General features: G+C 64.1%; 24 protein-coding genes. 11 read left to right on the top strand and 13 right to left on the bottom strand.

The features are described from left to right. Positions 1–10 precede the first annotated feature (10 nt). A complete protein-coding gene (locus tag ACXZ1M_RS14620; protein WP_459053848.1) occupies positions 11–349 on the top strand; it encodes a hypothetical protein in 339 nt (112 codons plus the stop codon). Here ACXZ1M_RS14620 and ACXZ1M_RS14615 read toward each other — a convergent pair whose 3' ends face one another. The 3 genes from ACXZ1M_RS14615 to ACXZ1M_RS14605 all read right to left on the bottom strand — a co-directional run bounded on the left by ACXZ1M_RS14615 (position 350) and on the right by ACXZ1M_RS14605 (position 2,833). After that, positions 350–1,393: an MBL fold metallo-hydrolase gene (locus ACXZ1M_RS14615; protein WP_459053847.1), complete on the bottom strand. Its 1,044-nt coding sequence runs from the start codon at positions 1,391–1,393 to the stop codon at positions 350–352. It abuts the gene before it with no gap. 77 nt (positions 1,394–1,470) lie between these two features. Continuing rightward, positions 1,471–2,562, bottom strand: coding sequence for a WD40/YVTN/BNR-like repeat-containing protein (locus ACXZ1M_RS14610; protein ID WP_459053846.1), 1,092 nt, complete (start codon positions 2,560–2,562; stop codon positions 1,471–1,473). A gap of 1 nt (position 2,563) precedes the next feature. Next, positions 2,564–2,833, bottom strand: coding sequence for a ubiquitin family protein (locus ACXZ1M_RS14605; RefSeq protein WP_459053845.1), 270 nt, complete (start codon positions 2,831–2,833; stop codon positions 2,564–2,566). A gap of 59 nt (positions 2,834–2,892) precedes the next feature. Here ACXZ1M_RS14605 and ACXZ1M_RS14600 point away from each other — a divergent pair, with 59 nt between their 5' ends. Further along, complete coding sequence (locus tag ACXZ1M_RS14600; protein WP_459053844.1) at positions 2,893–3,198, top strand: hypothetical protein; 306 nt, start codon at positions 2,893–2,895, stop codon at positions 3,196–3,198. On the opposite strand, the gene ACXZ1M_RS14595 is transcribed toward ACXZ1M_RS14600, so the two are convergent. Continuing rightward, positions 3,195–3,731, bottom strand: a complete 537-nt coding sequence (locus ACXZ1M_RS14595) for a carboxymuconolactone decarboxylase family protein (RefSeq protein WP_459053843.1) — start codon at positions 3,729–3,731, stop codon at positions 3,195–3,197. The genes ACXZ1M_RS14600 and ACXZ1M_RS14595 overlap by 4 nt on opposite strands. 112 nt (positions 3,732–3,843) lie before the next feature. Here ACXZ1M_RS14595 and ACXZ1M_RS14590 point away from each other — a divergent pair, with 112 nt between their 5' ends. Next, on the top strand, positions 3,844–4,746 hold the full coding sequence (locus ACXZ1M_RS14590; RefSeq protein ID WP_459053842.1) for a cupin domain-containing protein: 903 nt from the start codon (positions 3,844–3,846) through the stop codon (positions 4,744–4,746). Between the two features lie 67 nt (positions 4,747–4,813). Continuing rightward, positions 4,814–6,280 carry a DUF4214 domain-containing protein gene (locus ACXZ1M_RS14585; RefSeq protein ID WP_459053841.1) on the top strand — a complete coding sequence of 489 codons (1,467 nt, stop codon included), beginning with the start codon at positions 4,814–4,816 and terminating at the stop codon, positions 6,278–6,280. On the opposite strand, the gene ACXZ1M_RS14580 is transcribed toward ACXZ1M_RS14585, so the two are convergent. From ACXZ1M_RS14580 to ACXZ1M_RS14560, 5 genes are all read right to left on the bottom strand, one after another. Continuing rightward, the gene (locus ACXZ1M_RS14580) at positions 6,277–6,555 is read right to left on the bottom strand and encodes a 2Fe-2S iron-sulfur cluster-binding protein (protein ID WP_459053840.1); all 279 of its coding nucleotides are present in this window, start codon (positions 6,553–6,555) and stop codon (positions 6,277–6,279) included. The genes ACXZ1M_RS14585 and ACXZ1M_RS14580 overlap by 4 nt on opposite strands. A gap of 33 nt (positions 6,556–6,588) precedes the next feature. Beyond that, positions 6,589–8,238 carry a methyl-accepting chemotaxis protein gene (locus ACXZ1M_RS14575; protein WP_459053839.1) on the bottom strand — a complete coding sequence of 550 codons (1,650 nt, stop codon included), beginning with the start codon at positions 8,236–8,238 and terminating at the stop codon, positions 6,589–6,591. Positions 8,239–8,343: 105 nt separating this feature from the next. Beyond that, on the bottom strand, positions 8,344–9,225 hold the full coding sequence (locus ACXZ1M_RS14570) for an ABC transporter permease (RefSeq protein WP_459053838.1): 882 nt from the start codon (positions 9,223–9,225) through the stop codon (positions 8,344–8,346). Beyond that, the gene (locus tag ACXZ1M_RS14565; protein ID WP_459053837.1) at positions 9,222–10,292 is read right to left on the bottom strand and encodes an ABC transporter permease; all 1,071 of its coding nucleotides are present in this window, start codon (positions 10,290–10,292) and stop codon (positions 9,222–9,224) included. The genes ACXZ1M_RS14570 and ACXZ1M_RS14565 overlap by 4 nt, the downstream gene beginning before the upstream one ends. Continuing rightward, positions 10,279–11,820: an ABC transporter ATP-binding protein gene (locus tag ACXZ1M_RS14560; protein ID WP_459053836.1), complete on the bottom strand. Its 1,542-nt coding sequence runs from the start codon at positions 11,818–11,820 to the stop codon at positions 10,279–10,281. Before ACXZ1M_RS14560 ends, ACXZ1M_RS14565 begins: the two co-directional genes overlap by 14 nt. A 229-nt stretch (positions 11,821–12,049) precedes the next feature. On the opposite strand from ACXZ1M_RS14560, the gene ACXZ1M_RS14555 reads away from it, so the two are divergent. The 7 genes from ACXZ1M_RS14555 to ACXZ1M_RS14525 all read left to right on the top strand — a co-directional run bounded on the left by ACXZ1M_RS14555 (position 12,050) and on the right by ACXZ1M_RS14525 (position 18,423). Next, positions 12,050–12,760: a GntR family transcriptional regulator gene (locus ACXZ1M_RS14555; RefSeq protein ID WP_459053835.1), complete on the top strand. Its 711-nt coding sequence runs from the start codon at positions 12,050–12,052 to the stop codon at positions 12,758–12,760. A gap of 126 nt (positions 12,761–12,886) precedes the next feature. Beyond that, the gene (locus ACXZ1M_RS14550) at positions 12,887–13,747 is read left to right on the top strand and encodes an outer envelope protein (protein ID WP_459053834.1); all 861 of its coding nucleotides are present in this window, start codon (positions 12,887–12,889) and stop codon (positions 13,745–13,747) included. A 27-nt stretch (positions 13,748–13,774) separates the two neighbouring features. Further along, positions 13,775–14,863 (top strand): BMP family ABC transporter substrate-binding protein, encoded by a 1,089-nt coding sequence (locus tag ACXZ1M_RS14545; RefSeq protein ID WP_459053833.1) that lies wholly within the window; start codon positions 13,775–13,777, stop codon positions 14,861–14,863. A 2-nt stretch (positions 14,864–14,865) separates the two neighbouring features. Further along, positions 14,866–15,849, top strand: a complete 984-nt coding sequence (locus ACXZ1M_RS14540) for an aromatic ring-hydroxylating dioxygenase subunit alpha (RefSeq protein WP_459053832.1) — start codon at positions 14,866–14,868, stop codon at positions 15,847–15,849. Beyond that, on the top strand, positions 15,846–16,337 hold the full coding sequence (locus ACXZ1M_RS14535) for a nucleoside deaminase (RefSeq protein WP_459053831.1): 492 nt from the start codon (positions 15,846–15,848) through the stop codon (positions 16,335–16,337). The genes ACXZ1M_RS14540 and ACXZ1M_RS14535 overlap by 4 nt, the downstream gene beginning before the upstream one ends. Before the next feature lie 77 nt (positions 16,338–16,414). Next, positions 16,415–17,977: a S10 family serine carboxypeptidase-like protein gene (locus ACXZ1M_RS14530; protein WP_459053830.1), complete on the top strand. Its 1,563-nt coding sequence runs from the start codon at positions 16,415–16,417 to the stop codon at positions 17,975–17,977. 32 nt (positions 17,978–18,009) lie between these two features. Further along, the gene (locus tag ACXZ1M_RS14525) at positions 18,010–18,423 is read left to right on the top strand and encodes an EF-hand domain-containing protein (RefSeq protein ID WP_459053829.1); all 414 of its coding nucleotides are present in this window, start codon (positions 18,010–18,012) and stop codon (positions 18,421–18,423) included. Positions 18,424–18,430: 7 nt separating this feature from the next. Here the strand turns inward: ACXZ1M_RS14525 and ACXZ1M_RS14520 are convergent, their stop codons facing one another. From ACXZ1M_RS14520 to ACXZ1M_RS14505, 4 genes are read right to left on the bottom strand one after another with little or no spacing between them, the layout of a single operon-like run. Beyond that, complete coding sequence (locus ACXZ1M_RS14520) at positions 18,431–19,612, bottom strand: hybrid sensor histidine kinase/response regulator (RefSeq protein ID WP_459053828.1); 1,182 nt, start codon at positions 19,610–19,612, stop codon at positions 18,431–18,433. After that, on the bottom strand, positions 19,612–20,214 hold the full coding sequence (locus ACXZ1M_RS14515) for a chemotaxis protein CheB (protein WP_459053827.1): 603 nt from the start codon (positions 20,212–20,214) through the stop codon (positions 19,612–19,614). Before ACXZ1M_RS14515 ends, ACXZ1M_RS14520 begins: the two co-directional genes overlap by 1 nt. A 5-nt stretch (positions 20,215–20,219) precedes the next feature. Continuing rightward, positions 20,220–21,038: a CheR family methyltransferase gene (locus ACXZ1M_RS14510; protein WP_459054022.1), complete on the bottom strand. Its 819-nt coding sequence runs from the start codon at positions 21,036–21,038 to the stop codon at positions 20,220–20,222. A gap of 2 nt (positions 21,039–21,040) precedes the next feature. Continuing rightward, a complete protein-coding gene (locus ACXZ1M_RS14505; RefSeq protein ID WP_459053826.1) occupies positions 21,041–24,541 on the bottom strand; it encodes a response regulator in 3,501 nt (1,166 codons plus the stop codon). Between the last annotated feature and the right edge of the window lie 98 nt (positions 24,542–24,639).

Raw genomic sequence — 24,639 nt, 5'->3', positions numbered from 1 at the left:
GGATAATAAAGTGGCAACGCTGCTCTCCATCAACGCGCTGCAGGCATCGGTTGCACAGGCTGAAAGGCAGGTGCAAAAGGATCAGGTGCGCGTGAGCCAGGACGCCGACCGGCTGGACGCCAGCCGCGATCAGCTGGCGACGGACAAGCAGAAGCTGGTCGACAACCAGCGAGAGAGCAATCAGGCCACGCAGGCGGCCGAGAAACCGGCGCCCAGCGTCAACCTCAACCGCGCCATCGAAAACCCGCCGCGCGCCGAGCAAAAACTGCCGGCGGAATTGCAGCCGCCCAAGCCGCAGGTCAACACGCTCGGGCAAACCATCGGCCAGTTCATCAACACCACCGCCTGATCAGGCGGTCCGGGTCACCAGCGCTTCCCACCATTTGGTTTCAGCATGCGGCTGGACGATATCCATCGGCAGGCCGATTTCCGGCGTGGCGATCGGCAGCCGGCGCTCTTCGGCCAGCTGGGTGATGCGGTCGAACGGATCGTGCCAGGCGTGCAGCGACAAATCGAAGGTGCCGTTATGAATCGGCAGCAGCACCTTGCCCTGCAAATCGATGTGAGCCTGCAGCGATTCCTCCGGCTGCATGTGCACATCCGGCCACTGCGGATCGTAGGCGCCGGTCTCCACCATGGTCAGGTCGAATGGGCCGTAGCGGCGACCGATTTCCTTGAAACCGTCGAAATAACCGCTATCTCCACTGAAAAACACGCGAACATCGCGGTCTTCGATCACAAACGAGGCCCACAACGTTTTGTTGCGGTCGCCCAGCCCACGGCCGGAGAAGTGCTGCGCCGGCGTCGCCACCAGCTTCACGCCGGCCACGAAGGCGCTCTGCCACCAGCTCAGCTGCTGCACCTTGGACTTCGGAATGCCCCAGGCGATCAGCCGATCGCCCACGCCCAGCGGCGTGATGAAATGCTCGGTCTTGGCGGCCAGCTTCATCACGGCGGCGTAATCCAGATGGTCGTAATGGTCATGCGACAGGATAATGCCCTTGATCGGCGGCAGATCGTCGATGCTGATCGGCGGCGCGTGAAAACGCTGCGGACCGGCCCACTGCACCGGCGAAGCACGTTCAGAAAACACCGGATCGGTCAGCCAGAAATGGCCGTTGAGCTTGAGCAGCACCGTCGAGTGGCCGAGGCGGAACAGGCTGCGATCCGGAGCATCCATTAACTGCTGCTGCGTGATCGCGTGAACGGGGATCGGCAACGCAGGCACGGTGTCCTTCGGCTTGTCGAAAGCAAAACGCAGCATGATGCCCAGCGTTTTGAACAAGCCCATCTTGTGCATCTTGACCGGATTGCGGAAGCGGCCGTCGCGCGTGCGCGGCGCGCTCGGCACGGACAAGCCATCCAGGCCATCCACGGCAGATGTAAAAGTCATCATAATTCTCCTGCGAGGTTAAGTATCCTCCCCGTAAAGACGAACCAGATGAGCGAATATTGTAGGCGATTAAAAATTTAGGCGAACGCCACCGCATAAATCGGCGGCAAGGTAGTGGAAATGGTCTGCCACTGGCCGCCACCGTCTTCCGACAGCCAGGCGCCGCCCGTGGTCGAGCCCATCAGCAAGACCTGGCCGTCGTCGCTGACCGCCAGGCCGTGCCGATACACCAGGTCGTAACAATGCTGATGTGGCAAGCCGCCGCGCCATGCCGTGAAATGCTGGCCGCCATCGGTGGTGCGGGTAACCGCCAGCGAGGCCTGCGGCGGAATGCGCTTGCTGTCCGCCTCGGCCGGCACAAACCATGCCGTCTCGCCATCCTGCGGATGCACCGCCGTCACGAAACCGAAATTCGACACCGGCGCGGCCGGCACCACCTCGGTCCAGTTGGCGCCGTTGTCCACGCTGCGCCAGATGCCGTTGTGATGCTGGCACCACAACTTGTCCGGCTCGCCGGCGCAGCGCACGATGCGGTGCGGGTCCTGGATGGTTTCCGTCTCCACCAGCTCGGGCGGCATGTAGTTGGCCTTCATGCCCTTGGCGCGCAAACGCCAGCTGGCGCCGCCGTCCTCGGTCAGCCAGGCGCCGCCGCAGGAAATCCCCACCAGCACCGACTTGCTGTCGCGCGGATCGACGCAGATGCTGTGGATGCCCGGCACGTCATAGCCGCCGCCCATCCACTGCGCGCGCTCCGGCACGTTCCACAGTCCCTCCACCAGCTGCCAGCTGTCGCCGCGATCGGCCGAGCGGAACAGGCCGCCGGGCAAGGTGCCGGCCCACAGCACGCCCGGCTCATCCGGCCCGCCCGCCGCCAGCGACCAGATCTGCTTCACGGTCCATTCGACCGGATCGCTGCTGTCGGCCGGCTTGGTCGGGAAGGCGGGCGCCGCCACTTCCACCCAGTCGTTGCTGCCGGCATCGCGCCGGTGCAGCTTGGCGCCGAAGTGGCCGAGGTTGAGCGCCGCGTACAGCGTGCCGTCGCGCCGGTCCGGCAGCACCATCGACACCGGATCGCCCAGGAAATGCTGCTGATCGAGCAGCCAGGCTTCATGCGTTGGAATCACTTCAAACAAACCTTTGCGGGTCGCGATATAGGCGCGATCGGACATATCAGCCTCCTGACAATGCTTGCAGAATATAGACCTGGGAATGGGGAGCGAGCGCATCGTCCAGCCGCCGGGGATCGCGGGCGCGCTGGCCGTCGATAAAAATCACCACGTTTTCGCGCAGATGGCCCTGCTCGTCGAGCACATAACCGCGCAAGCGGGGATGCTGCTCGAAACAGCCGTCGAGCGCGCTGCGCAGATCGGCCGCAGCGGTATCGACCTGCGGCACGGTCATGAAGCGGCCCAGCTGTTGGGTGAATATCAATTTTGCCATCTTCGAATTCTAAGCCGATTGCGGCTAAAATGAAAACGTCTCAACCATTGGAGTCCAGCATGACGATTACGCCGCAACAATTGGAATTGCTGATGCAGGAAGTGGAGAAAGAAGACCCGATCGATTTCGCCGACCTGCCCTTCGACGAGCATGATTTACGCGGGCTGATCTCCAACCATTTGTGCGAAATGGCGGACGCCATGGAAAGCTTCAGCGACGAAGACAAGCACCTGACGCTGATGGCCGTTGCGGCCAAGCTGGTGCTGGAAAACATGGTGCTGAACATCCAGCTGCTGAGACGGCACGGCGTGCCGCTCAGCGATACCACCGAGGCGCTGTTGCAGCGCCTGCGCAAGCGTGATTAATCAGCTTTAGGGAAATCCAGCGGCGTCACATTCACCCGGTTGACAAGGTTGGTGAACGTGATCGCGCTGATCGCCAGCATGGCATCGACGATTTGCGCGTCGCTGTAGCCGGCCTGCTTCACCGCCACTATCACTTCGGCCGGCACATCGCCCTTGGTGCTCACCAGCGTGTGGGCAAACGTCGCCAACGCATCGATGCGTTCGTCACCCGAAGGCTGGCCGTGACGCACGCCTTTGATGGCGTCTGAACTCAAGCCGGCCTTGCCGCCCATCAGCGTATGCGCGGCGAGGCAATAATCACACAGCGCTTCCTGGCTGACGGCCAGTTTCACCACTTCGATTTCCTTCGCGCTCAAGCTGCCTTTGCGCAGCGCGCCATCCAGGTTCAGCGCCGCTTCCAGCGCCACCGGGCTGTTGCTGCCAACGGTGGCATAAGCGTTGGGCACCTTGCCGATCGCGCCCTTGATTGCGGCGAACAGTTGAGCGGCGTGGCCTGTGGCTTCCGAAACGGCTTGGGTGTAGAGACGGGACATGATGTGTTTCCTTTCAAAGCGAGTTGGTATGAAACACAGTCTACGCCGGTCACGTGAGATGATTAATGCTGGAAATACTCTACAATTTGCTCATTCGTCTCATTCGCATGCCATGGATACGCTTAGCCAACTGCTCTCCCTCTACCCCGTCCGCACCGCGCTGGACGTCCGTTGCCGCTTCGGCGCCCCCTGGGTGCTGGACCATCCCCGTGTCGCGCACGGCGCGGCGCCCTACCACCTGATCTTGCGCGGCGAGGCGCTGTACGAGGACACCGCGCTGCAAGCCGGCGACATCATCGTCTTCCCCCATGGCGACGCGCACCGGCTGCACATCGGCGATCCGGCGCAGGCCACGCCCTCGCACAGCACGCCGGGACTGCTGCGCTTTGACGATAACCAGGGCGATGGTCCACAAACCGATATCCTGTGCGGCGAGTTCCAGTTCGATGCCGATGGCGGCGCATCCCTGCTGGCGGCCTTGCCGGCGGTGCTGGTGGTGCGCACCGCCGGCCGCGCCGATGCGCAAGGGCTGCGTCAATTAATGCAAATGCTGCAGGACGAAGCCGAAACACCGCGCGCCGGCTCCGAGGCCATCGTGCGGCAACTGGCGGCAGCCCTGTTCGCGCTCTTGATCCGCAGCTGGCTGGAGCAGGCGATGGCGACGCCTGGCCTGTTCGGCGTGCTGGCCGAGCGGCGCCTGCAGCCGGCCGTCAACGCCATGCTGGCGGCGCCGGAAAAACCATGGACGCTGGAGTCTTTGGCCGAGATCAGCCACATGTCACGCGCCACCTTCGCCCGCCTGTTCACACAAGCTGCCGACGCCACGCCGGCCGACATGCTGACCCGCCTGCGCATGGCGCGCGCCGCCCGCTTGCTGGACGAGGGCCGGGCCGCCGGCGCCGTCGGCGAAATGGTGGGCTACCAATCGGAAGCCGCCTTCAGCCGCGCCTTCAAGCGGCAGTACGGCGTCGGCCCGGGCGCCTACCGCAAGCGCCGAGAGTCCGCCGCCGCGTGACAATTGGTGACTTTTGCATTGGTTTGCGTATGTAAAAATCTCATACTTACAATAAACACACAGCGCCATGGCCAATATCAATATCAATCTGAGTAGCACCCTCGTCCACCAACTCGACGCCGCTGGCGGCGGCACTTCGTTGGGCGAGGACATCGGCCAGCTCTTCCTGGCCGACTACACCTTTTCCGGCTACTACGAGAATTACAGCAGCTACTCGCTGAACGGCAGCAACCTGAGCGTGAATTTCGCCGACGGCGCCTATATCAAATACGGTGGCGTGGTGCTGCCCAACACCGGCGCGCCTAGTGGCGTGGCCAGCATCGGCAGCGTGGAGCAATATGTGCCTGCTGCCTATCGCCTGTCCATCGACGGCACAATGAGCTACGACTACACCACCGCTGGCGGCCTGCAACTGTCCAGCAACGGCGGCAACATCTACTCGGCCACCATCCAGACCCTGCTGCCGGCCAACAGCCCGTACTACGACGCGACGCTGGGCAATGTCAGCATGACCATGCAAGGCAACGTCAGCTTGTCGCCGAGCGGCCAGATCGGCGGCGTCGTGACCTCGATCAGCGGCCATGCCGACCGCTCGCTGCTATCGAGCAGCCTCACCGGCAACTTCTACCTCAGCGGCGACTACTACGCCATCGGCGAAGGGCGCGGCACGCTGGCGGTATCGGGCACGGCCACCGGCTACGAGGAAAAGTATGCCGACGGCAGCAGCGTCGTCATGAGCAACCTGGGCGTGCCGGTCACCGGCAACACCAGCGTCATCAGCGCGCTGCTGGCCGATGGCAACAACTTCGCCGGCAACGACGTCGTCAACATCAACCTGGGCGGTGCGCCCAGCGTCGACCTGGTCATTTCCACCGACGACGGCAACGACAACGTTACCCTCAAAGGCGGCGGCGGCAAGCTGCATGCCAATACCGGCAACGGCAACGACATCATCATCCTGGCCGGCAGCGGCCACCGCGTGGAAGGCGGCGCCGGCAACGACACCGTCATCTTCGCCGGTTCGGCGGCCGACTACACCATCGTCCGCAACGGCGACAGCTACACTGTGTCCCTGAACGGCAGCGGCGCCAATACCCTGAGCGGCATCGAGCGCCTGCAATTCGGCGACACCATGGTGGGCCTGGATATCAACGGCCTCGGCGGCCAGGCTTACCGGCTGTACCAGGCCGCCTTCAACCGCGTGCCGGACAAGGCCGGCCTCGGTTACTGGATCGATGTGATGGACAAGGGCGTCAGCCTGGTCGACGTCGCCGGCAGCTTCATGAGCGGCCAGGAATTCGCCGACCAGTACGGCGTCAACCAGAGCAACGCCCAGTTCCTCAACAGCCTGTATCAGAACGTGCTGCACCGCGCTGGCGACTCGGCCGGCTTCGACTGGTGGCTGGGGCATCTGGACAAGGGCGACGTCTCGCGCGCGCAAGTGCTGGCCGATTTCGGCGAGAGCACGGAGAACCAGGCGGCCCTGATCGGCGTCATCGGCAACGGCTTCGCCTACACCGAGTTCACCGGCTAAACAATGCTGGCGGCCGGCGCCTCGATCACCAGGTCGGAAGTGGCGATCGCCACGCAGGGCAGGATGTAGCCCTCGCGTTTTTCGTCCAGGCTGAGGCCCGGCCAGTCTATCTTGTAGCGCACCGCGCCACCGGTGGACAGGCAGATGCAGGTGCGGCAGGTGCCGTTGCGGCAGGAGCTGGGCAAACGGATGCCGGCCCGGCCGGCCGCCTCCAGCACCGTCTCCGGCGCCTCCGCCTCGAAACTCCATCCCTGCCCCGCCAGTGTAATGTTCATCGACCCATGCCGCTTGTAGAAAGCGACATGATATCAATGCAGCTGCAAGCGCGCCTTATTTTCAGCCTTGACGTGCGCCGGCTGGCGTTTCAATCCCGCGCCGGCCACCTGCTGCAGCTTGAACACCGCCATCGCCTGCGACACGCAACGCGCCTGCTGCGCCAGATTGCCGGCCGCCGCAGCGGCCTGCTCCACCAGCGCCGCGTTCTGCTGCGTGATGTCGTCGATTTTGATCACCGCCTGGTTCACCTGGCCGATGCCGTCGCTCTGCTCGCGCGTGGAGTTGGAAATCTCGCCCATCACCTTCGACACGCGGGAGACCGAATCGATCACCTCCGTCATGGTCAGGCCGGCGCTGTTGGTCAGCGTGGTCCCCGCCTGCACCTTCTGGATCGAGGTATCGATCAAGGCCTTGATCTCCTTGGCCGCCGTGGCCGAGCGCTGCGCCAGGCCGCGCACTTCGGTCGCCACCACCGCAAAGCCGCGCCCCTGCTCGCCGGCGCGCGCCGCCTCCACCGCCGCATTCAGCGCCAGGATATTGGTCTGGAAGGCGATGCCGTCGATCAGGCCGATGATGTCCAGGATCTTGTTGGAGGAGGCGCTGATATCGCCCATGGTGGTCACCACTTGCGACACGATGGTGCCGCCTTGCGCCGCCACTTCGCGCGCACGCTCGGCCAGTTGGTTGGCGCTGGCCACATTGCTTGCGCTCTGCTGCACCGTGGCGGTCAACTGCTCCATGCTGGACGCGGTCTGCTGCAGGCTGGATGCCTGCGATTCGGTGCGGCCCGACAAATCCATATTCCCATCCGCGATTTCATCGGTGGCCACCGAGATCTCGTCGAAGTTCGCGCGCACGTCGCCGATGATGCTATGCAGGTTGATATTGGTCTGCCGCAGCGCCGCCAGCAGCTGACCCACTTCGTCGTCGCGCTGGATGTCGATCGACGAGGTCAGGTCGCCGCCGGCCATCATGCGCGCGCAGCGCGTGGCCTGCCGCAGCGGCAAGGCGACGTTCGCGTACAGGTTGCGGCCAAAGAGCAGCATGCCCGCCATGGCGGCAATCGCCGCACCGGCAAGCCAGTTGTGCGCCTTGGCCACGGTGGCATCATCCATCAGCAGCAGCGACAACGCCAGCACACCCAGCACGCCCACCAGCAACGTGGTGGCGGCGGCGATTTGCGCCGGCAGCGAGGCGCGCGTCATCTCGCGCAGCCGGGCGGAGATACCGGTCGACACAGCACGGCCCTTTTCAATGCGCAGATTGCGTGAGTTGCCGGCTTTGATTTCGCGGTAGACCGCATCGGCCGCGCGCACCTGCTCGCGTGATGGCTTGGTGCGCACCGAGAGGTAACCCACCGGCTTGCCGTTCTCGATGACGGGCGTGACGTTCGCCAGCACCCAATAATAGTCGCCGTTCTTGCAGCGGTTCTTCACCATCCCGGTCCACGGCATGCCGCTCTTGATGGTGGCCCACAAATCGGCGAACGCCTCCACCGGCATGTCGGGATGGCGCACGATGTTCTGCGGCGCGCCGATCAACTCTTCTTCCGTGAATCCGCTCACTTCAAGGAAGTAGGGATTGGCGTAGTTGATATTGCCTTGCAAATCGGTGGTCGAGACGATGGTCTTGCCATCGTCCATGACGTACTCGTTCTGTGTGACGGGGCTATTTACTCGCATGACCGCTCCTTCCGTTGGGATCTCCCAAAGAATAGAAGCATTTACTATGCTGGAAATTCACCAATTGTCGCAACGCCGCATTTTTCAGCGGCGATACAACACAAATTAATCGGGCTTGAAGTTCTGCCCGAGCGACATTGGTTTGTTCAACAAGATTGTCTGCGGATTGCGGCAGATAAGCACTAGCACAACGATAGTGGCGAGGTAGGGCAGCATCGACAGGAACTCCGACGGTATCGCCAGCCCCAGGCCCTGGCCATGGAACTGCAACACCGTCACGCCGCCGAACAGGTAAGCACCCACCAGCACGCCGCGCGGCTTCCAGGTCGCGAACACCACCTGCGCCAGCGCGATCCAGCCACGCCCCGCCGTCATGCCTTCGACCCACATCGGCGTCAACGCCAGCGACAGGTAAGCGCCACCCAGGCCGGCCAGCGCGCCGCCGAACAGCACCGTCCCATACCGCAGCCCGATCACTGGAAAGCCGATGGCATGGGCGCTGTGCGGCGACTCGCCCACCGCACGGATCACCAGGCCGAGGCGCGTGTTCGCCAGCGCCCAGCCGACCACCACCACCAGCGCAATCGAGAAGAACACCATGCCGTCGAAACCGAAAATGATCGGCATGCGTTCCACCGTCTGCCCCACATAACCACGACCGACGAAGGCCGATACGCCGATGCCGAACAAAGTCAGCGCCAGCCCGGTGGCCACCTGGTTGGTCTGCAGCGTCAGCACCAGGAAGCCGAACACCAATGACATCAGCATGCCGGCCGCCATCGCCGCCAGCAGGCCCAGTGTCATGCTGCCGGTGGTGAGCGTGACGCCGAAGCCGGTCACCGCGCCCACCAGCATCATGCCCTCCATGCCCAGATTAAGCACGCCGGAACGCTCGGTCACCAGTTCGCCCATGGACGCCACCACCAGCGGCGTGGCCGCGCCGGCGGTGCTGGCGAGGAAGGCGATCAGCAAGTCAGAACTCATCATGCAAACACTCCTTGCTTGTGCGGCTTGATCCGGTAATGGATGAACAGGTCGGCGGCCAACAGGTAAAACAGCAGCAGTCCCTGGAAGATGCCGGTGATGGCGGACGGTGTCTGCAACTCGATCTGCGCCGTCTCGCCGCCGATGTACAGCAACGACATCAGCAACGCCGACAGCACCACGCCCAATGGATGCAGGCGCCCCACATACGCGACGATGATCGCGGCGAAGCCGTAGCCTGGCGACACAGACGGCTGCAACTGCCCCAGCGGACCGGCCACCTCGCCCACGCCGGCCAGTCCCGCCAGCGCGCCGCTGACCATGAACGCCAGCCACACGTTGCGCGGCTCGCTGAAGCCGGCGTACAACGCGGCCGCCGGCGCCATGCCGCTGACCTGCATGCGGTAGCCGGCAAAGGTATGGCGGCAGAAGAACCACGCCGCCCCCGCCATCAGCAGCGACAGGATGAAGGCCGCGTTCACGCGCAGGTTTTCCACCAGCAGCGGCAAGGTGGCCGACTCGCCGAACATCTTCGACTGCGGGAAGTTGAAACCATCCGGATCGCGCATCGGCCCGTGCACCAGATAACTGAGCAGGTGATACGCCACGTACACCAGCATCAAGCTCACCAGAATCTCGCTGGTGTTGAAGCGCGTGCGCAGCAGTGCCGGTATCGCCGCCCACAGCATGCCGCCGAGCGCTCCGGCCAGCAGCATCAGGGGCAGCACCCACCAGGCGTCCACGCCGTCGAAGTACAGCGCCACCGCGCTGGCGGTGATGGCGCCGACCGTCAACTGGCCGTCGGCGCCGATGTTGTTGACGTTGGCGCGGAAGCCGATCGCCAGCCCCACGCCGCACAGGATCAGCGGCGTCGCCTTCAGCAGCAGCTCGCCCACACCGTAAGCCGTGGTCCACGGTTTGACGAAGTACACATAGAAAGCGTGCAGCGGCTCCTGGCCGATGAAGAAGAACAGCATGGAGCCGGTGATCAGCATGGCCGCCGCCGCGATCAGCGGCGACGCCAGCATCATGCGGCGCGAAGGTTCGGGTCGTCGTTCAAGCCGTGACATGGTCTGCTCCCTGGTGATCGAAATCGCCGCTCATCCACACGCCGATCTGGTTGACGCTGGTGGCTTCCGCCGGCACCGCGCGCGACAGGCGGCCGTCCGCCAGCACGGCGATGCGGTCGCTCATCATGAACAATTCATCCAACTCCTCGGACAACACCAGCACCGCCACGCCCTGGTCGCGCATGTCGATAATGGCCTGGCGTATCAGCACGGCCGCGCCGATGTCCACGCCCCATGTCGGCTGCGCGAATACCATCACCTTCGGCGCCAGCATGATCTCGCGGCCGACGATGAATTTCTGCAGATTGCCGCCGGAGAGGCTGGCCGCCGCCGACTGCGCGCCGCCGCACTTGACCTTGAAACGCTCGATCACCTGCTGCGCAAAGGCGCGCACCGCGCCGCCCTGCACCAGTCCCCGCTTCACCATGCCGGTGTTGGCGGCGGCCACGTAGCCGGTCAGCAGCGCATTGTCGGCCAGCGACAGGTCCGGCACCGCGCCGCGCCCGAGGCGCTCCTCCGGCACGAAGCCCAGGCCAAGCTGGCGCCGCTGCGCGGCATCGAGCCCACCCACGTCCTGCGTGCCGAGGTGTATCGTTCCCTCGCGCCTATGCAGCGCGCGCTCGCCGGAGATCACCTTTAACAGTTCCTGCTGGCCGTTGCCTGAAATACCGGCGATGCCGATGATCTCGCCGCTGCGCAGCGACAGGCTGATGTCCTTCAGGCGCGTGCCGAACGGGTCGTCGCTTTGCACATTCAGCTTTTCCAGCGCCAGCAGCACCTCGCCCGGCTCGCGCGGATTGTGTACACATTCCGGCAGCTCGCGGCCGATCATCAGTTCCGCCAGCGACCTGGCGCTTTCCTGTTTCGGCAAGGCGGTGCCGGACACGCGCCCGCCGCGCAGCACCGTGGCCTTGTCGCACAAGGTCTGGATCTCATCGAGCTTGTGACTGATATAGAGGATGCTCACGCCCTCCGCCGCCAGCCGCCGCAGCGACTCGAACAGCTTGAGCACCGCGTCCGGCGTCAGCACCGAGGTCGGCTCGTCCATGATTAGCAGCTTGGGCGACTGCAGCAGGCAGCGCACGATCTCCACCCGCTGCCGCTCGCCCACCGACATGCTGTGCACCAGCCGCTCCGGGTCGAGCGGCAAACCATATTGTTCGGAGACGGCGCGGATGCGCGGCGCCAGCGCGGCCGGCGTCACCTTGTCGTCCAACGCCAGCGCGATATTCTCGGCCACCGTCAGCGTCTCGAACAGGGCGAAATGCTGGAACACCATGCCGATGCCCAGCTTGCGCGCATCGTGCGGCGAGTGGATGTGGACCTGGCGGCCCTCCCACATCACCTGGCCTTCATCCGGCTTGACCACGCCGTAGATGATCTTCATCAGGGTGCTCTTGCCGGCGCCGTTCTCGCCCAGCACGGCGTGGATCTCGCCGGGCATGACGGTCAGGTTGACGCCGGCGTTGGCCACCACCGAAGGATAGATCTTGGAGACGCCCAGCATCTGCAAGCGCGGTTCAGTCATCGACGTCTTCCCTTCATCGTATACAAAGTCAGATGCGAATACAGACGCAAGTAGCATGCCATATTCATGCACCGTTGAATGCGCCGTTTTGGTGTCAATCTCCCCAAAAACGTGCACAAAAGTTGAAAACAAAGTGTTTTCGTACACAATTAAGGCACCGGTTTTGTACACGCGCTAGCACGCTTCCTGCTTAACCAGGGTAAGCAAGCAACCCAAGGAGAATCCAGCAATGCCCGACCAGCGCAAAGCCGATCAAGCAGTCAAACGCGGTACCACCGCCGTCGATATGCGCATCTACAAAGCCGTCGTCAACGCCGTCATGAGCCACCGCCTGCCGCCCGGCACCCACCTCGGCGAGGCCGATTTCTGCGAGCTGTATCAGGTCAGCCGCACCACCGTGCGCAAGGCGCTGCAACGGCTGGCGCATGACCACATCATCGAACTGCGGCCCAATCGCGGCGCCGTCATCGCCTCGCCCACGCCCAAGGAAGCGCGTGAAATCTTCGCCGCCCGGCGCGCCATCGAGCGCGAAATCGTGCCGCTCGTCATAGAGAACGCCACGCCCGATTCGATCCGCCAGATCCGCGCCGCCCTCAAGGCGGAAGACGCGGCCCGCCGCAGCGGCGACCGCGCCGGCTGGATACGATTGGGCGGCGAGTTCCACCTGCTGCTGGCGCAACTGGCCGGCAACCACGTGCTGCAGCGCTTCATGGCGGAGCTGGTGTCGCGCTGCTCGCTGATCATCGCCCTGTACGAGGCGCCCGGCAGCGCCATGTGCGAGAACGACGAACACCAGGATCTGGCCACCCTCATCGAGCAGGGCAAGGTGAAGGAAGCCAGCCACCTGATCGAACATCACCTGCTGGAAATCGAAGCGCGTCTGCGGCTGGCGGAGCAGGACAAAAAAGTGAATCTGGCCGAAGTGTTGTCCGGATTCTGAATAGTTGGCCCGCTAATTGCTAGAGAGGTAGACGAGATTGAATCCAATTGATAAAACGATTGGATACAAAAAAAGTGTTGTCCTAGCTTGCCTCACCTCTTACTACAACAACTTGAAGGAGCCTTTATGTCGCACGTGTCACACCTTGTCCGCTGCACCGCCGCACTCGCCGTCTTCGCCACCTGCTCCGCGCAGGCAGCCGAATGGAGTGACACTTACCTGGGCTACCGCTACGGCACCGACTTCGCCGAGCCGTTCAACAAGAACGACATCACCAAGAACATCGTCAACGTCAGCCACGTCTCCGGCTACAAGTACGGTAAGAACTTCTTCAACGTCGACCTGCTGATGTCGTCCAACCTCGATCCATCGGCCGCCGGTTCCAACAGCGGCGCGCACGAAGCCTATGCGCTGTACCGCAACACCCTGGACTTCGGCAAGATCAACGGCACCGAATACAAATTCGGTCCGGTGCGCGGCGTCGGCGCCACCGTCGGTTTCGACTACAACAGCAAGACCGACGCCGGCTACAACTCCAAGAAACGCATGCTGGTCGCCGGCCCGACGCTGATGCTGGACGTGCCGGGCTTCCTGGACGTCAGCGTGCTGGCGATGTGGGAGTCGAACGCGCCTTACAGCACCTTCACCAACCAGGCCACGCCGCGCTACCGCTACAAGACCCACGCCATGTTCGGCGCCGCATGGGGCATCCCGTTCACCGCCGGCATCCCGCTGCAGTTCAACGGCTACCTCAATTACATCAGCGCCAAGGGCAAGAACGAATTCGGCGGCGCCACCGCGCCGGAAACCAATATCGATGCCCAGATCATGTACGACATCAGCGAAAACATCGGCACGCCGAAAAACACCTTCAAGATCGGCGTGGGCTACCAATACTGGCGTAACAAGTTCGGCAACCCGACCACCAAGAGCAACCCTGGCGCCACCGCCAAAACGCCGATGGTGCGCGCCGAGTACCACTTCTAATCCGCTTCTCAACGTAAAGGACACCGTATGATGAATCGCCGCACCGTATTGGCCAGCCTGGCCGCAACCGCAGCAACCATCGCCAGCCTGATCGCAGCGCCTTCATTCGCAGCCGATCCGCTGAAGATCGGTTTCGTCTACGTCGGCCCGGTCGGCGACGCCGGCTGGACCTACGCTCACGACCAGGCCCGCCTGGCGCTGGAAAAGGAACTGGGCGCGCAAGTGAAAACCAGCTACGTGGAAAACGTGCCGGAAGGTGCGGACGCCGAGCGCGTCATCCGCAAGCTGGTGGCGGAAGGGAACAAGCTGATTTTCACCACCTCCTTCGGCTACATGAACGCGACCGAGAAAGTGGCCAAGTCCACGCCCGGCGTCACCTTCCTGCACGCCACCGGCTTCAAACACGGCAAGAACTTCGGCACCTACGAGTCGCGCCTGTATGAAGGCGCTTACCTGAACGGCATCCTGGCCGGCAAGATGACCAAGTCGAACACGCTGGGCTTCATCGCCTCCTTCCCGGTGCCTGAGGTGATCCGCAACATCAACGCCTTCACGCTCGGTGCGCAAAGCGTCAACCCGAAGATCAAGACCAAGGTGATCTGGGTGAACTCGTGGTACGACCCGGCGAAAGAGCGCCAGGCGGCGGAAACCCTGGTGGCGCAAGGCGCGGATGTGATGGCGCAGAACACCGACTCGCCGGCCACGCTGCAAGTGGCGCAGGAAAAAGGCGTGTACGCCTTCGGCTGGGATTCGGACATGACCAAGTTCGCCCCCAAGGCGCACCTGACCGCCGCCACCAACGACTGGTCCGGCTACTACATCAATACCGCCAAGGCGGTGCTGGCGGGCAGCTGGAAAACCAGCGAGTATCGCGGCGGTTTGAAGGAAGGCATGGTCAAGATGTCCAAGGTGAATGCCGTGGTGCCGGCCGATGTGGCCAAGCTGTTTGATGAGAAGAAGGCCGCGCTCACCGCCGGTACCTTCGATCCGTTCACCGGTCCGATCAAGGACCAATCGGGCGCCATCAAATACGCGGCCGGCGTCAAGATGCCGGAGAAGGAACTGCTGTCGATGAACTTCTACGTGCAGGGCGTGGACGGCACGATTCCGAAGTAAGCATGGACCCGGTCCTCTACAACGACTGGCATCCGGTCGCGCTCTCCAACCAGGTTGCGGCCGGCACCATGCTGGCCACCGACCTGCTGGACACGCGCCTCGTGCTGTGGCGCGACAGCGGCGGTGTGCTGCACGCCTGGGAGGACCGCTGTCCGCATCGCGGCACGCGACTGTCCATGGGTGCGCTGCAGGACGACACGCTGCGCTGCGCCTATCATGGCTGGGCCTTCGGCAAGGAGGGACGCTGCATCCACATCCCCGCCCTGCCACAGGCGCCGACCAAGGCGCAGGTGGCGGTGTATCACGTGGTTGAGCAGTACGGCATGGCGTGGGTGTGCCTCGGCACGCCGGCGCATGCCGGGCCGCCAGCCTTTCCGGAATTCGCCGACGACCAGCTGCGCAAGGTCTGGTGCGGTCACTACGACGTGCAGGCCAGCGCGCCGCGCATCGTCGAGAACTTCCTCGACATGGCGCACTTCGCCTTCGTCCACGAGGGCATATTGGGCGACAAGGAGCAGCCGGCGGTGCCCGACTACACCGTCGAGACCTTCGACGATCCCGAATACGGTAGCGGCGTCTGGGCCAAGCAATGCTATGCCTTCCAGCCGCAAGCCAGCCGTTCCGCCACCGGCGGCAGCGATATCGAATACACCTATCGCGTGGTGCGTCCGCTGACCACCATCCTGACCAAGCATCCGCCGGGCGCGATCCGCGAAGCGATCGCCCTGTTCTCGCAGCCGCTGACGGAAACCAGCACCCGGGTGTGGATCATCATGGCGCTGAATGATTTCACTTCCAGCTACGAAGCCATGCGCGAGTTCCAGGACACCATCTTCCTGCAGGATAAGCCGATCCTGGAAAGCCAGCATCCGGCGCGCCTGCCGCTGATTCCCGGCGCGGAAGTGTCGGTGGCGTGCGACCGGATGTCGCTGGCCTATCGCAGTTACCTCAAGCAGCAGAATTTGCACTACGGAGTTTTACGATGAGCGCAGCAACAGTGACAGCAACAACGCAGGACCACGCATTCCTCACCCAGGTACTGGCGCTGGCGCAGCGCTCGCGCGACGAAGGCCACCACCCCTTCGCCGCCATGGTGGTGGCGGCCGACGGCACGGTGATCTCGCAAGCGATGAACGCATCCAGCAGCGACCGCACGGCCCATGCGGAGATGAACGCGCTGCGCCTGGCCTCGCAGCAGCACGGCCCCGCCGAACTGGCGACGGCCACCTTGTACGCCAACGCCGAGCCGTGCGCCATGTGCAGCGGCGGCACCTACTGGAGCGGCGTCGGGCGCGTGGTGTACGCCATGTCCGAGGCCAGCCTGCTGGAACTGACCGGCAGCGATCCCGAGAACCCGACGCTGTCGCTGCCCTGCCGCACGGTGTTCGCCGCCGGCCAGCGCCCGACCGAAGTCATCGGCCCGTTGCGCGAAGAAGAAGCGCGCCTGGCGCACCAGGATTTTTGGCACAAATAAGATGTGATCGGGCGTATGATTCACGATACATCTCTGCGGGAGGTATCGTGGCGTTTTGCACAAGATTGCAATGGCGGTTGCCCGGGCTGACCAGCGCTTCGTTGGTGCTCGCCTGCGCGGCGCTGCTGGCTGGCTGCGGAGGAGGTGGTGGTGGCGAAGGCAGCGCAACGCCGCCCACCTCGCCGCCGGTCGTGCCGCCGGTAGTGGTGCCGCCCGTAGCCGGCTCCTTCGCCGACAGCACCGTCTACTCCAGCGCCGCCAACGCCTCGCTGGCGACGCCGAACGAAAACACCGCCGTTATCGCCAGCCGCATCCAGCTCAACGGCCAGCCGTTCAACTACACCGCCACCACCGGCCACCTGACCGCCGTCGACGTCAAGACCGGCAAGCCCACCGTCTCGTTCTTCTACGTCGCCTACACCGTGGCCGGCGCCGACGCCGGCAAGCGCCCGGTCACCTTCTTCTACAACGGCGGCCCCGGCTCGGCATCGACCTATCTGCATCTCGGCTCCTTCGGTCCGCGCCGCCTGGTCAGCAACATCCCCAGCGCCACCATCCCACCGGTGCAGCTGGTGGACAACCAGGAGACGCTGCTGCCGCAGTCCGACCTGGTGTTCGTGGACGCGGTCGGCACCGGCTACACGCAAGCCATCGCCCCCAACACCAACGCCGACTTCTGGGGCGTGGACGCCGATGCCGCCGCCTTCCGCGACTTCGTCCAGCGCTACGTCGCGGTCAACAAGCGCGAGGCTTCGCCCAAGTTCCTGTTCGGCGAATCCTATGGCGCGCCGCGCACGGCGGTGCTGGCCAACCTGCTGGAGACGGCCGGCGTCCAGATCGCAGGCCTGGTCCTGCAATCGGCCATCATGGACTACAACAGCAACTGCGGCGTGCTCGATCCCGGCGCCATCAGTTGCGAAGGCTACATCCCGACCTACCTGCTCACCAGCGCCTATCACCAGCGCGCGGCGGCCATCTCGCCGGACGCCGCGCGCAACTTCGCCACGGGCACCTACCGCAGCGCCATCGCCGCCTACCTCGCCAGCCAGGTCGCGCCGCCGCCCGCCGTCATCAACCAGCTGTCCGAGCTGACCGGCATGGGCACCCTGACCTGGCAGCAGAATTTCGATATGCAACCCAGCTACTACCAGCAGAACGCCGTCAGCGGCCAGCTGCTGGGCCGCTATGACGCCCGCGTGATCGCGCCCAAGGACAGCACGCTGGCGCGCGACGGCGATCCGTCGCTGACGGTGGTGAACGCCTCGTTCTCCAGCAGCATCGTTAGCTACCTGGCCGGCGAACTGCACTACACGGCCGGCTCGGCCTACGCGCCCTTCGTCGACATCATCAACCGCTGGAACTTCAGCCACGACGGCAAGCAGCTGCCGGACACCATCCCCGACCTGGCCGCCGCCATGACGCTGAACCCGGCCATGAAGGTGCTGGCGATAAACGGCTACCACGACCTGGCCACGCCGCACCACCAGACCGAACTCGATCTGGCCAGGCTGGATGACAAGCAGGCAATTGTGCTGAAATACTATGCTAGCGGTCACATGACGTATCTAGACGACAGCGCACGTCGAACGCAGCAAACAGATTTGATTAATTTCATGAACAGCGTCACAGTGTCACACTAAGCCAAGCATCTGCAGATGCGGGGGAGACAATCATGAAGCTTTTGCAATTAGCCATGCTGGGCGCCGCAGCGAGCCTTGCAGTCATGTCGCATGCCGGCGCACAGACGCCGAACACGGACCCGGCCACGCCGGCGCCCGCCGCCGTGCGTTCCGCCCCGGCCCATCCCGAACCGTACCTGCCGCCGGCGCTGCGCAAGCCGCTGCCCGACTACACCTCCGGCCCGGTGCTGCTGCGCTACCAGGCCATGCAGAAATTGAAGAAGCGCTTTGAAGAAGCCGACCAGGACAACAGCGGCATGCTGACCCGCGACGAAGCGCACCAGGCCGGCCTCGGTTTCATCGAGAAGAACTTCGACCACATCGACACCAACCAGCGCGGCAAAGTCACGTTCGACGACCTGAAGAATTACCTGATCCAGCGCCGCGAGGAATCGCGCTCGCGCTGATCAGGATTTATGGCGCCGGCGGCGCATCGCGGCGCGGCAGCGTCAGGCTGAACACCGAACCTTCACCGGGCTTGCTCTCCAGCGTCAGGCTGCCCTCGTGCACCTCGGCCAGCTGGCGCGAGATGTACAGGCCCAGTCCCAGGCCCGCCGGGCCGTCGCTGCCGACACCACGCTCGTAGGGCTCGAAAATCTTGGCGTGATGCTCGGGCGCGATGCCGGAACCGCAATCGCGCACATCGACGCGCGCCCAGTCCTGCTCCACCGTCAGCTTCACACTCACCGGCCGCTCGCAGCCGTAGCGCAGCGCGTTGGTCAGCAGGTTGACGACGATCTGCTCGATGCGGAACTCGTCCCACCAGCCGCTGACCGGCGTGGCCGCGTCCAGCGTGATGGTGGCGCCGGCCGTGATGGCTTGCGGCGTCAAGTCCTGCACCACGCGCCGTAGCAGGCCGGACAACTCGACCCAGCCCGGCCGCAGCGACAGCTTGCCGCTGCGCATGCGCGAAACGTCGAGCATGTCGTCGATCAATCGGATGATGCTCTGGATCTGGCGGTCGTCGCGCGCCACCATGCGCTGCAGCTGTTCCGGGCCGAAAGCCGCCATATTGCCGCGCTCCAGCTGCATCTTGCGCAACTGGGTTTCCAGGTACAGCGTGTTGAGCGGCGTGCGCATCTCGTGCGACACCATGGACATGAATTCATCGCGCATCACCAACGCGTGCTGCAGCTTGGCCTGGGTGGCCTCCTGTTCCTGGCGCGCCGCCTCCAGCGCCTCGACCTGGCGCCGCATCGCTTCGCGCGCCTCGTACAGCGCCACGAACACTTGCACCTTGCCCTTCACCGCGCGCGGGTCGAGCGGCTTGTACAGGATGTCGACCGCGCCGGCCTCGTAACCCTTGAAGGAATAATTGAGCTCCTTGCCCGCCGCCGTCACGAAGATGATCGGAATCTGCCGCGTCTTGTCGGTGCCGCGCATCAGCTCGGCCAGTTCAAAGCCGTCCATGCCCGGCATCTGCACGTCGAGGATCGCCATCGCGAAGTCGTGTTGCAGCAACAGGGCCAGCGCGTCCTCGCCCGAGCCGGCCTGGTAGATTTCGCGCCCGGGCGCCCGGATCAGGGCCTCCAGCGCTTGCAGGTTTTCCGGCAGATCGTCGACGATCAGCAGCTTGGTGGGGGATGCGTCTTGCATTAATTATTCTCCAGCATCATCAGCAATTTTTGTATTTCATCCAACGATAAGATCAGGTCCGGCGCGCGCAGGCGGATCGCCTCCAGCGGCATGGTCGGCACCTCGGCTTCCTGCGGCGACTGCACCACGGTCAGGCCGCCCGCCGCGCCGATGGCAGCCATCCCGGCGGCGCCGTCGTGGTTGGCGCCGGTCAGCAGGATGCCCACCACGGCCGGACCGTAGACGTCGGCCGCCGATTCCATCAAATAATCAATTGCGGGCCGGGCAAAATGCAATGGCGCCTCGCAACTGAGGGAAAAACTGCGGTCCTGCTCTACCGAGAGATGGTAGCCCGAACCGGCGAAATACAGCGTCCCGGATGATACCGCCTCCTTGTCCTGCGCCTCGTGCACCGGCAATTGCATGCGCTGCTGGAACACCTGCGCCAACTGACTTTGCCGCCCCTCGGGGATGTGCAGCACCGCCACCACGGCGCGGCCGTAATCGGTCGGCAATCCCGGTAGCAGGCGCAGCAGCGCGCCGACGCCGCCGGCCGAGGCGCCGATCACCACCGCCTCGAACGCGCGGCCGGCCAGCGCGGCCTGGATGCGGGCAATGTCCATGTGCTTCAGCGCTTGCGGAACAGGCGTTCGCGCTTGAGCACGGGCTCGAATTGCGGCGAATACACCGAAAAATCGAGGCTTTCCTTGCTGCCCAAGCCCAGGAAACCGCGATGGCAAAGCGACTCGTGAAACAGGCCGAAGGCGCGCTCCTGCAGTTTTTTCTTGAAATAAATCATCACGTTACGGCAACTGATCAGGTGAGTCTCCGCAAACACGGCGTCGGTCGCCAGGCTGTGATCGGCAAAGGTGACGTTTTCGCACAGCGAGCTGTCGAACAAGGCGGCATTGTACGCCGCCGTATAGTAGTCGGAGAAGCTGCGCTTGCCGCCTGCGGCCTGGTAGTTCTCAGTGTACTCGCGCATGGCGTCAAGCGGGAACATCCCCTTGCGCGCCTTCTCCAGCGACTGCGGGTTGATGTCGGTGGCGTAAATCATGCTGCGTTCCAGCAAGCCCTCTTCCTTGAGCAGGATGGCCATCGAATACACTTCCTCGCCGGTGCTGCAGCCGGCGATCCAGATCTTCAGCGACGGATAGGTGCTCAACACCGGCATCACGTGCTCACGCAGGCCGGCGAAATAGGTCGGGTCGCGGAACATCGAGGTGACCGGAATGGTCAGGTACTGCAGCAGCTGGCTGAAAGCGGCCGGCTCGTGGATGATGCGCGCCTGCAGCGCCGAGATGCTGTCGCACCCCATTTCCTTGAGCGCGTGCTGCACCCGGCGCTTCTGCGAGGCGCCGGTGTAGTCGCGGAAATCGTAGCTGTACTTCATGTAGATGGCTTCCATCAACATCTTCAGCTCGATATCGGTGTCGCTGTGCTGCATCATCATCTCCGCTCGGCGTTCGGCATCCATACGCGCAGCAGCGAGTACAGGCGCGACAGGTCGATCGGCTTGGCCAGGTAGTCGCTGGCGCCGGCCGCCAGGCATTGCTCCTGGTCGTCCTTCATGGCCTTGGCGGTGATGGCGATCACCGGCAGGCGGGCGAAACGCGGATCGGCGCGCAGGCGGCGCGTCGCTTCCAGGCCGTCCATGCCCGGCATCATCACGTCCATCAGCACCAGGTCGATGTCCGGCACGGCATCGAGTTTTTCCAGCGCTTCAAAGCCGTTGCGGCCGACTTCCACCAGCGCGCCTTTTTGCTCCAGCGCGCTGGTCAGGGCGAAGATATTGCGCACGTCGTCGTCCACCAGCAGGATGCGGCGGCCTTCGAACACGCGGTCCCGCGAGCGCACGGTTTTCAGCATGCGCTGGCGTTCGCTCGACAGGTCGGCTTCCACCTTGTGCAGGAACAGCGTCACTTCATCGAGCAGGCGTTCCGGCGAGCGCGCACCCTTGATGATGATCGAGCGCGAATACTTGTGCAGGTCGGCCTCTTCGGCGCGCGACAGGTTGCGGCCGGTGTACACGATCACCGGCGGGAACGCCGCCAGCGATTCGCCGGCCATGCGCTGCAGCAGCTCGTTGCCCTGCATGTCCGGCAGCTTGAGGTCGATGATCATGCAGTCGTAGATGGTGGTGCGCAGCAGCGCCAGCGCTTCCTCGCCGCTGCCGACGGCGACGATTTCCACGTCCTCGTCGGAGATCAGCTGGACCACGCTGTCGCGCTGGCGGTCGTCGTCTTCCACCAGCAGCACGCGCTTGATCTTCTGCGTCAGCTTGGTCTCGATGCGGCGGAACACTTCCATCAGTTGTTCGCGCGTGGTCGGCTTGAGCGCGAAGCCGATCGCGCCGAGGTGCAGCGCGGCCTCGCCGTTGTCGCTGCCCGAGACCACGTGCACCGGGATGTGGCGGGTCTGTGCGTCGTCCTTCAACAGCTGCAGCACCGACAGGCCGGAGCGGTCCGGCAGGCGGATGTCGAGCATGATGGCGTCCGGACGGTATTCGCGCGCCAGCGCCAGGCCCTCGTCGGCGTCGAAGGCGACCAGGCAGTGGTATTTCTTTTCATGCGCCAGTTCGTACAGGATGCGGGCAAAGGCGGCATCGTCCTCCACCACCAGCACCAGGCGGCCGCGCGATGGCTCACTGGCCGAGACCAGGGCACGGTCGTCGTCGAACGCACGCGGCACGGAAGGCGCCGGCGATGGCGCCGGCACCGGCGCATGCAGATCCGGCAGCGGCGCGGTGCTGGCGGCCACCAGGACCGGCGCGCTGGAGCTGCCGGCGCGAGGTCCGGCGTCCGGCGCGGTCCAGGCGGTCGGCAGGGTCAGCGTGAAGCAGCTGCCCTTGCCCGGTTCGCTCACCAGGGTGATCTCGCCGCCCAGCAGCTGCGCCAGGTCGCGCGAAATCGACAGGCCCAGGCCGGTGCCGCCGTACTTGCGGCTGGTGGTGCCGTCGGCCTGCTGGAAGGCGTTGAAGATGCCCTGCTGGTCCTCGGCGCGGATGCCGATGCCGGTATCCTGCACCGAGAAGGCCAGCGCATCGCCGCCGCGCGCCTGCACCGACAGCGTGATCTGGCCGGTGCTGGTGAACTTGAGCGCGTTCGACAGCAGGTTCTTCAGGATCTGCTCCAGGCGCTGGCGGTCGGTGACGATCTGTTGCGCGGCGCCTTCTTGCAGCTGCAACTGGAAGGCCAGCTTCTTCTGCTGCGCCAGCGGCTCGAACACCATGGCCATGCCTTCAACCACGTGACGCGCCGACAGCTGCTCCGGCACCAGGTCCAGCTTGCCGGCCTCGACCTTGGAAATGTCGAGGATGTCGTTGATCAGGTTCAGCAGGTCGTTGCCGGCCGAGTAGATCGTGTTGGCGAAGCGCACCTGCTCATCGTTCAAGTTGCCTTGGGCGTTTTCCGACAGCAGCTTGGCCAGGATCAGCGAGCTGTTGAGCGGCGTGCGCAGCTCGTGCGACATATTCGCCAGGAACTGCGACTTGTACTGGCTGGCGCGCTCGAGATCGCGGGCGCGCTCTTCCAAGTCGCCTTGCGCTTTCTGCAGCTCGGCATTTTTCTGGTCCAGCGCCTGGCCTTGCTCGGACAGTTGTTCGTTGGTCTGTTCCAGCTCCGCCTTCTGGTTTTCCAGGCTCACCTGCGACTCTTCCAGCACGCGCGATTGTTCTTCCAGTTCCTCGTTGGCGGTGCGCAGTTCTTCCTGCTGCACTTGCAGTTCTTCGTTGAGCTGCTGGGTTTCAGCCAGCACTTCCTGCAGGCGCTGGCGCGACGAGCTGGCTTCGATGGCGCTGCCGATATTGCCTTTCACCAGCGCCAGCAGATCGACATCGCGCGGCTCGATCGGGCGCAACAGGCCCAGTTCGACCACGCCGTTGATGTCGCCGTCGGTATCGACCGGCACCACCAGCACGCTGGCCGGGGCGGCGCTGCCGAGGCCGGAGCTGACCTGGATGTAGTTGGCCGGCACCGGCTCAAGGCGCAGGATGCGGCGCTGCAGGGCCGCCTGCGCCACCAGGCTCTCGGTGCTTTTGAATTGCTGGTCGCGCTGTTCCCACTCATCGCTGAAGCCGTAAGAGGCCACGCGGCGGAACGTGCCGTCCGGCGCACGCACGTACAGCGCGCCGACCACCACGCCGATGTAGCGCGCCAGGAACTGCAGCAGGGCGGCCGACAGCTGCGGCAAGGCCAGCTGGCCGATGCCCTGCTGCGCCAGCTCGCTCTGGCCGGTGCGCAGCCAGGCTTGTTGCTGTAGCAGCGTCGAATGTTCGGAATGTTCCGCCAGCGCCTTGGTGTAGACCCGCGACAGGCCGGTCAGCTCGCGGCGTCCAAACCAGGCCAACACGCCGCCCACGCCCAGCGTCAGCAACAGATACGCCACCGCCACCCAGGTGGTAACGGTGCGGGCGTCATCGTTGCGCTCCTGGCGCATGCGTAGCTCGGCATTCACGAAGGCGTCGAGCTGACGGCGGATTTCATCGAACTGGGTCTTGCCACGCCCGGTCTTGACTGTGCCGGTGACGTCGCCATTAGCGGCGCGCAGGCGGATCATCTCCTGGGCATATTGGTCCCATTGCTGCTGCTGGTATTGAATGGTGCGCAGGCGGTCGACCTGCACCGGGTTGTCTTCCACCAGCTTGGCCAAGCCGGCGATATTGGCCGCCACCTTGGGCTTGGCCACCACATACGGCTGCAGGAAACTCTCGTCGCCGGCCAGCAGATAGCCGCGCATGCCGGTTTCCATGTCGACCATTTCCTTGCCGATCTGGTTGGCGTTGCCGATCACGCGTTCGCTGTGCTCGACCCAGTTCATGGTGGTGATCAAATAAGCAAGCATCACCACAAACACCCCGGCACTGACCACCCCGGCGGCCAGCGGCAAGGTAACATTGCGGACTAGGATACGACGAAAGCCGCGTTCGTCGAGCGTAGCGGTATTGGGCATGGTGCGGGTCAAGGTAGCTTGAGAAGCAAGAAGTTTAGCTCAAATACAAGCTTAACAAGACCACCAACCCAACTGTGCGTGAAGGAAATAACAGATTC

It is taken from the genome of Duganella paludis, from assembly GCF_054461335.1.
Note: the sequence above shows the minus strand (reverse complement) of the source record. Positions and strands in the feature narration are given on the sequence as shown.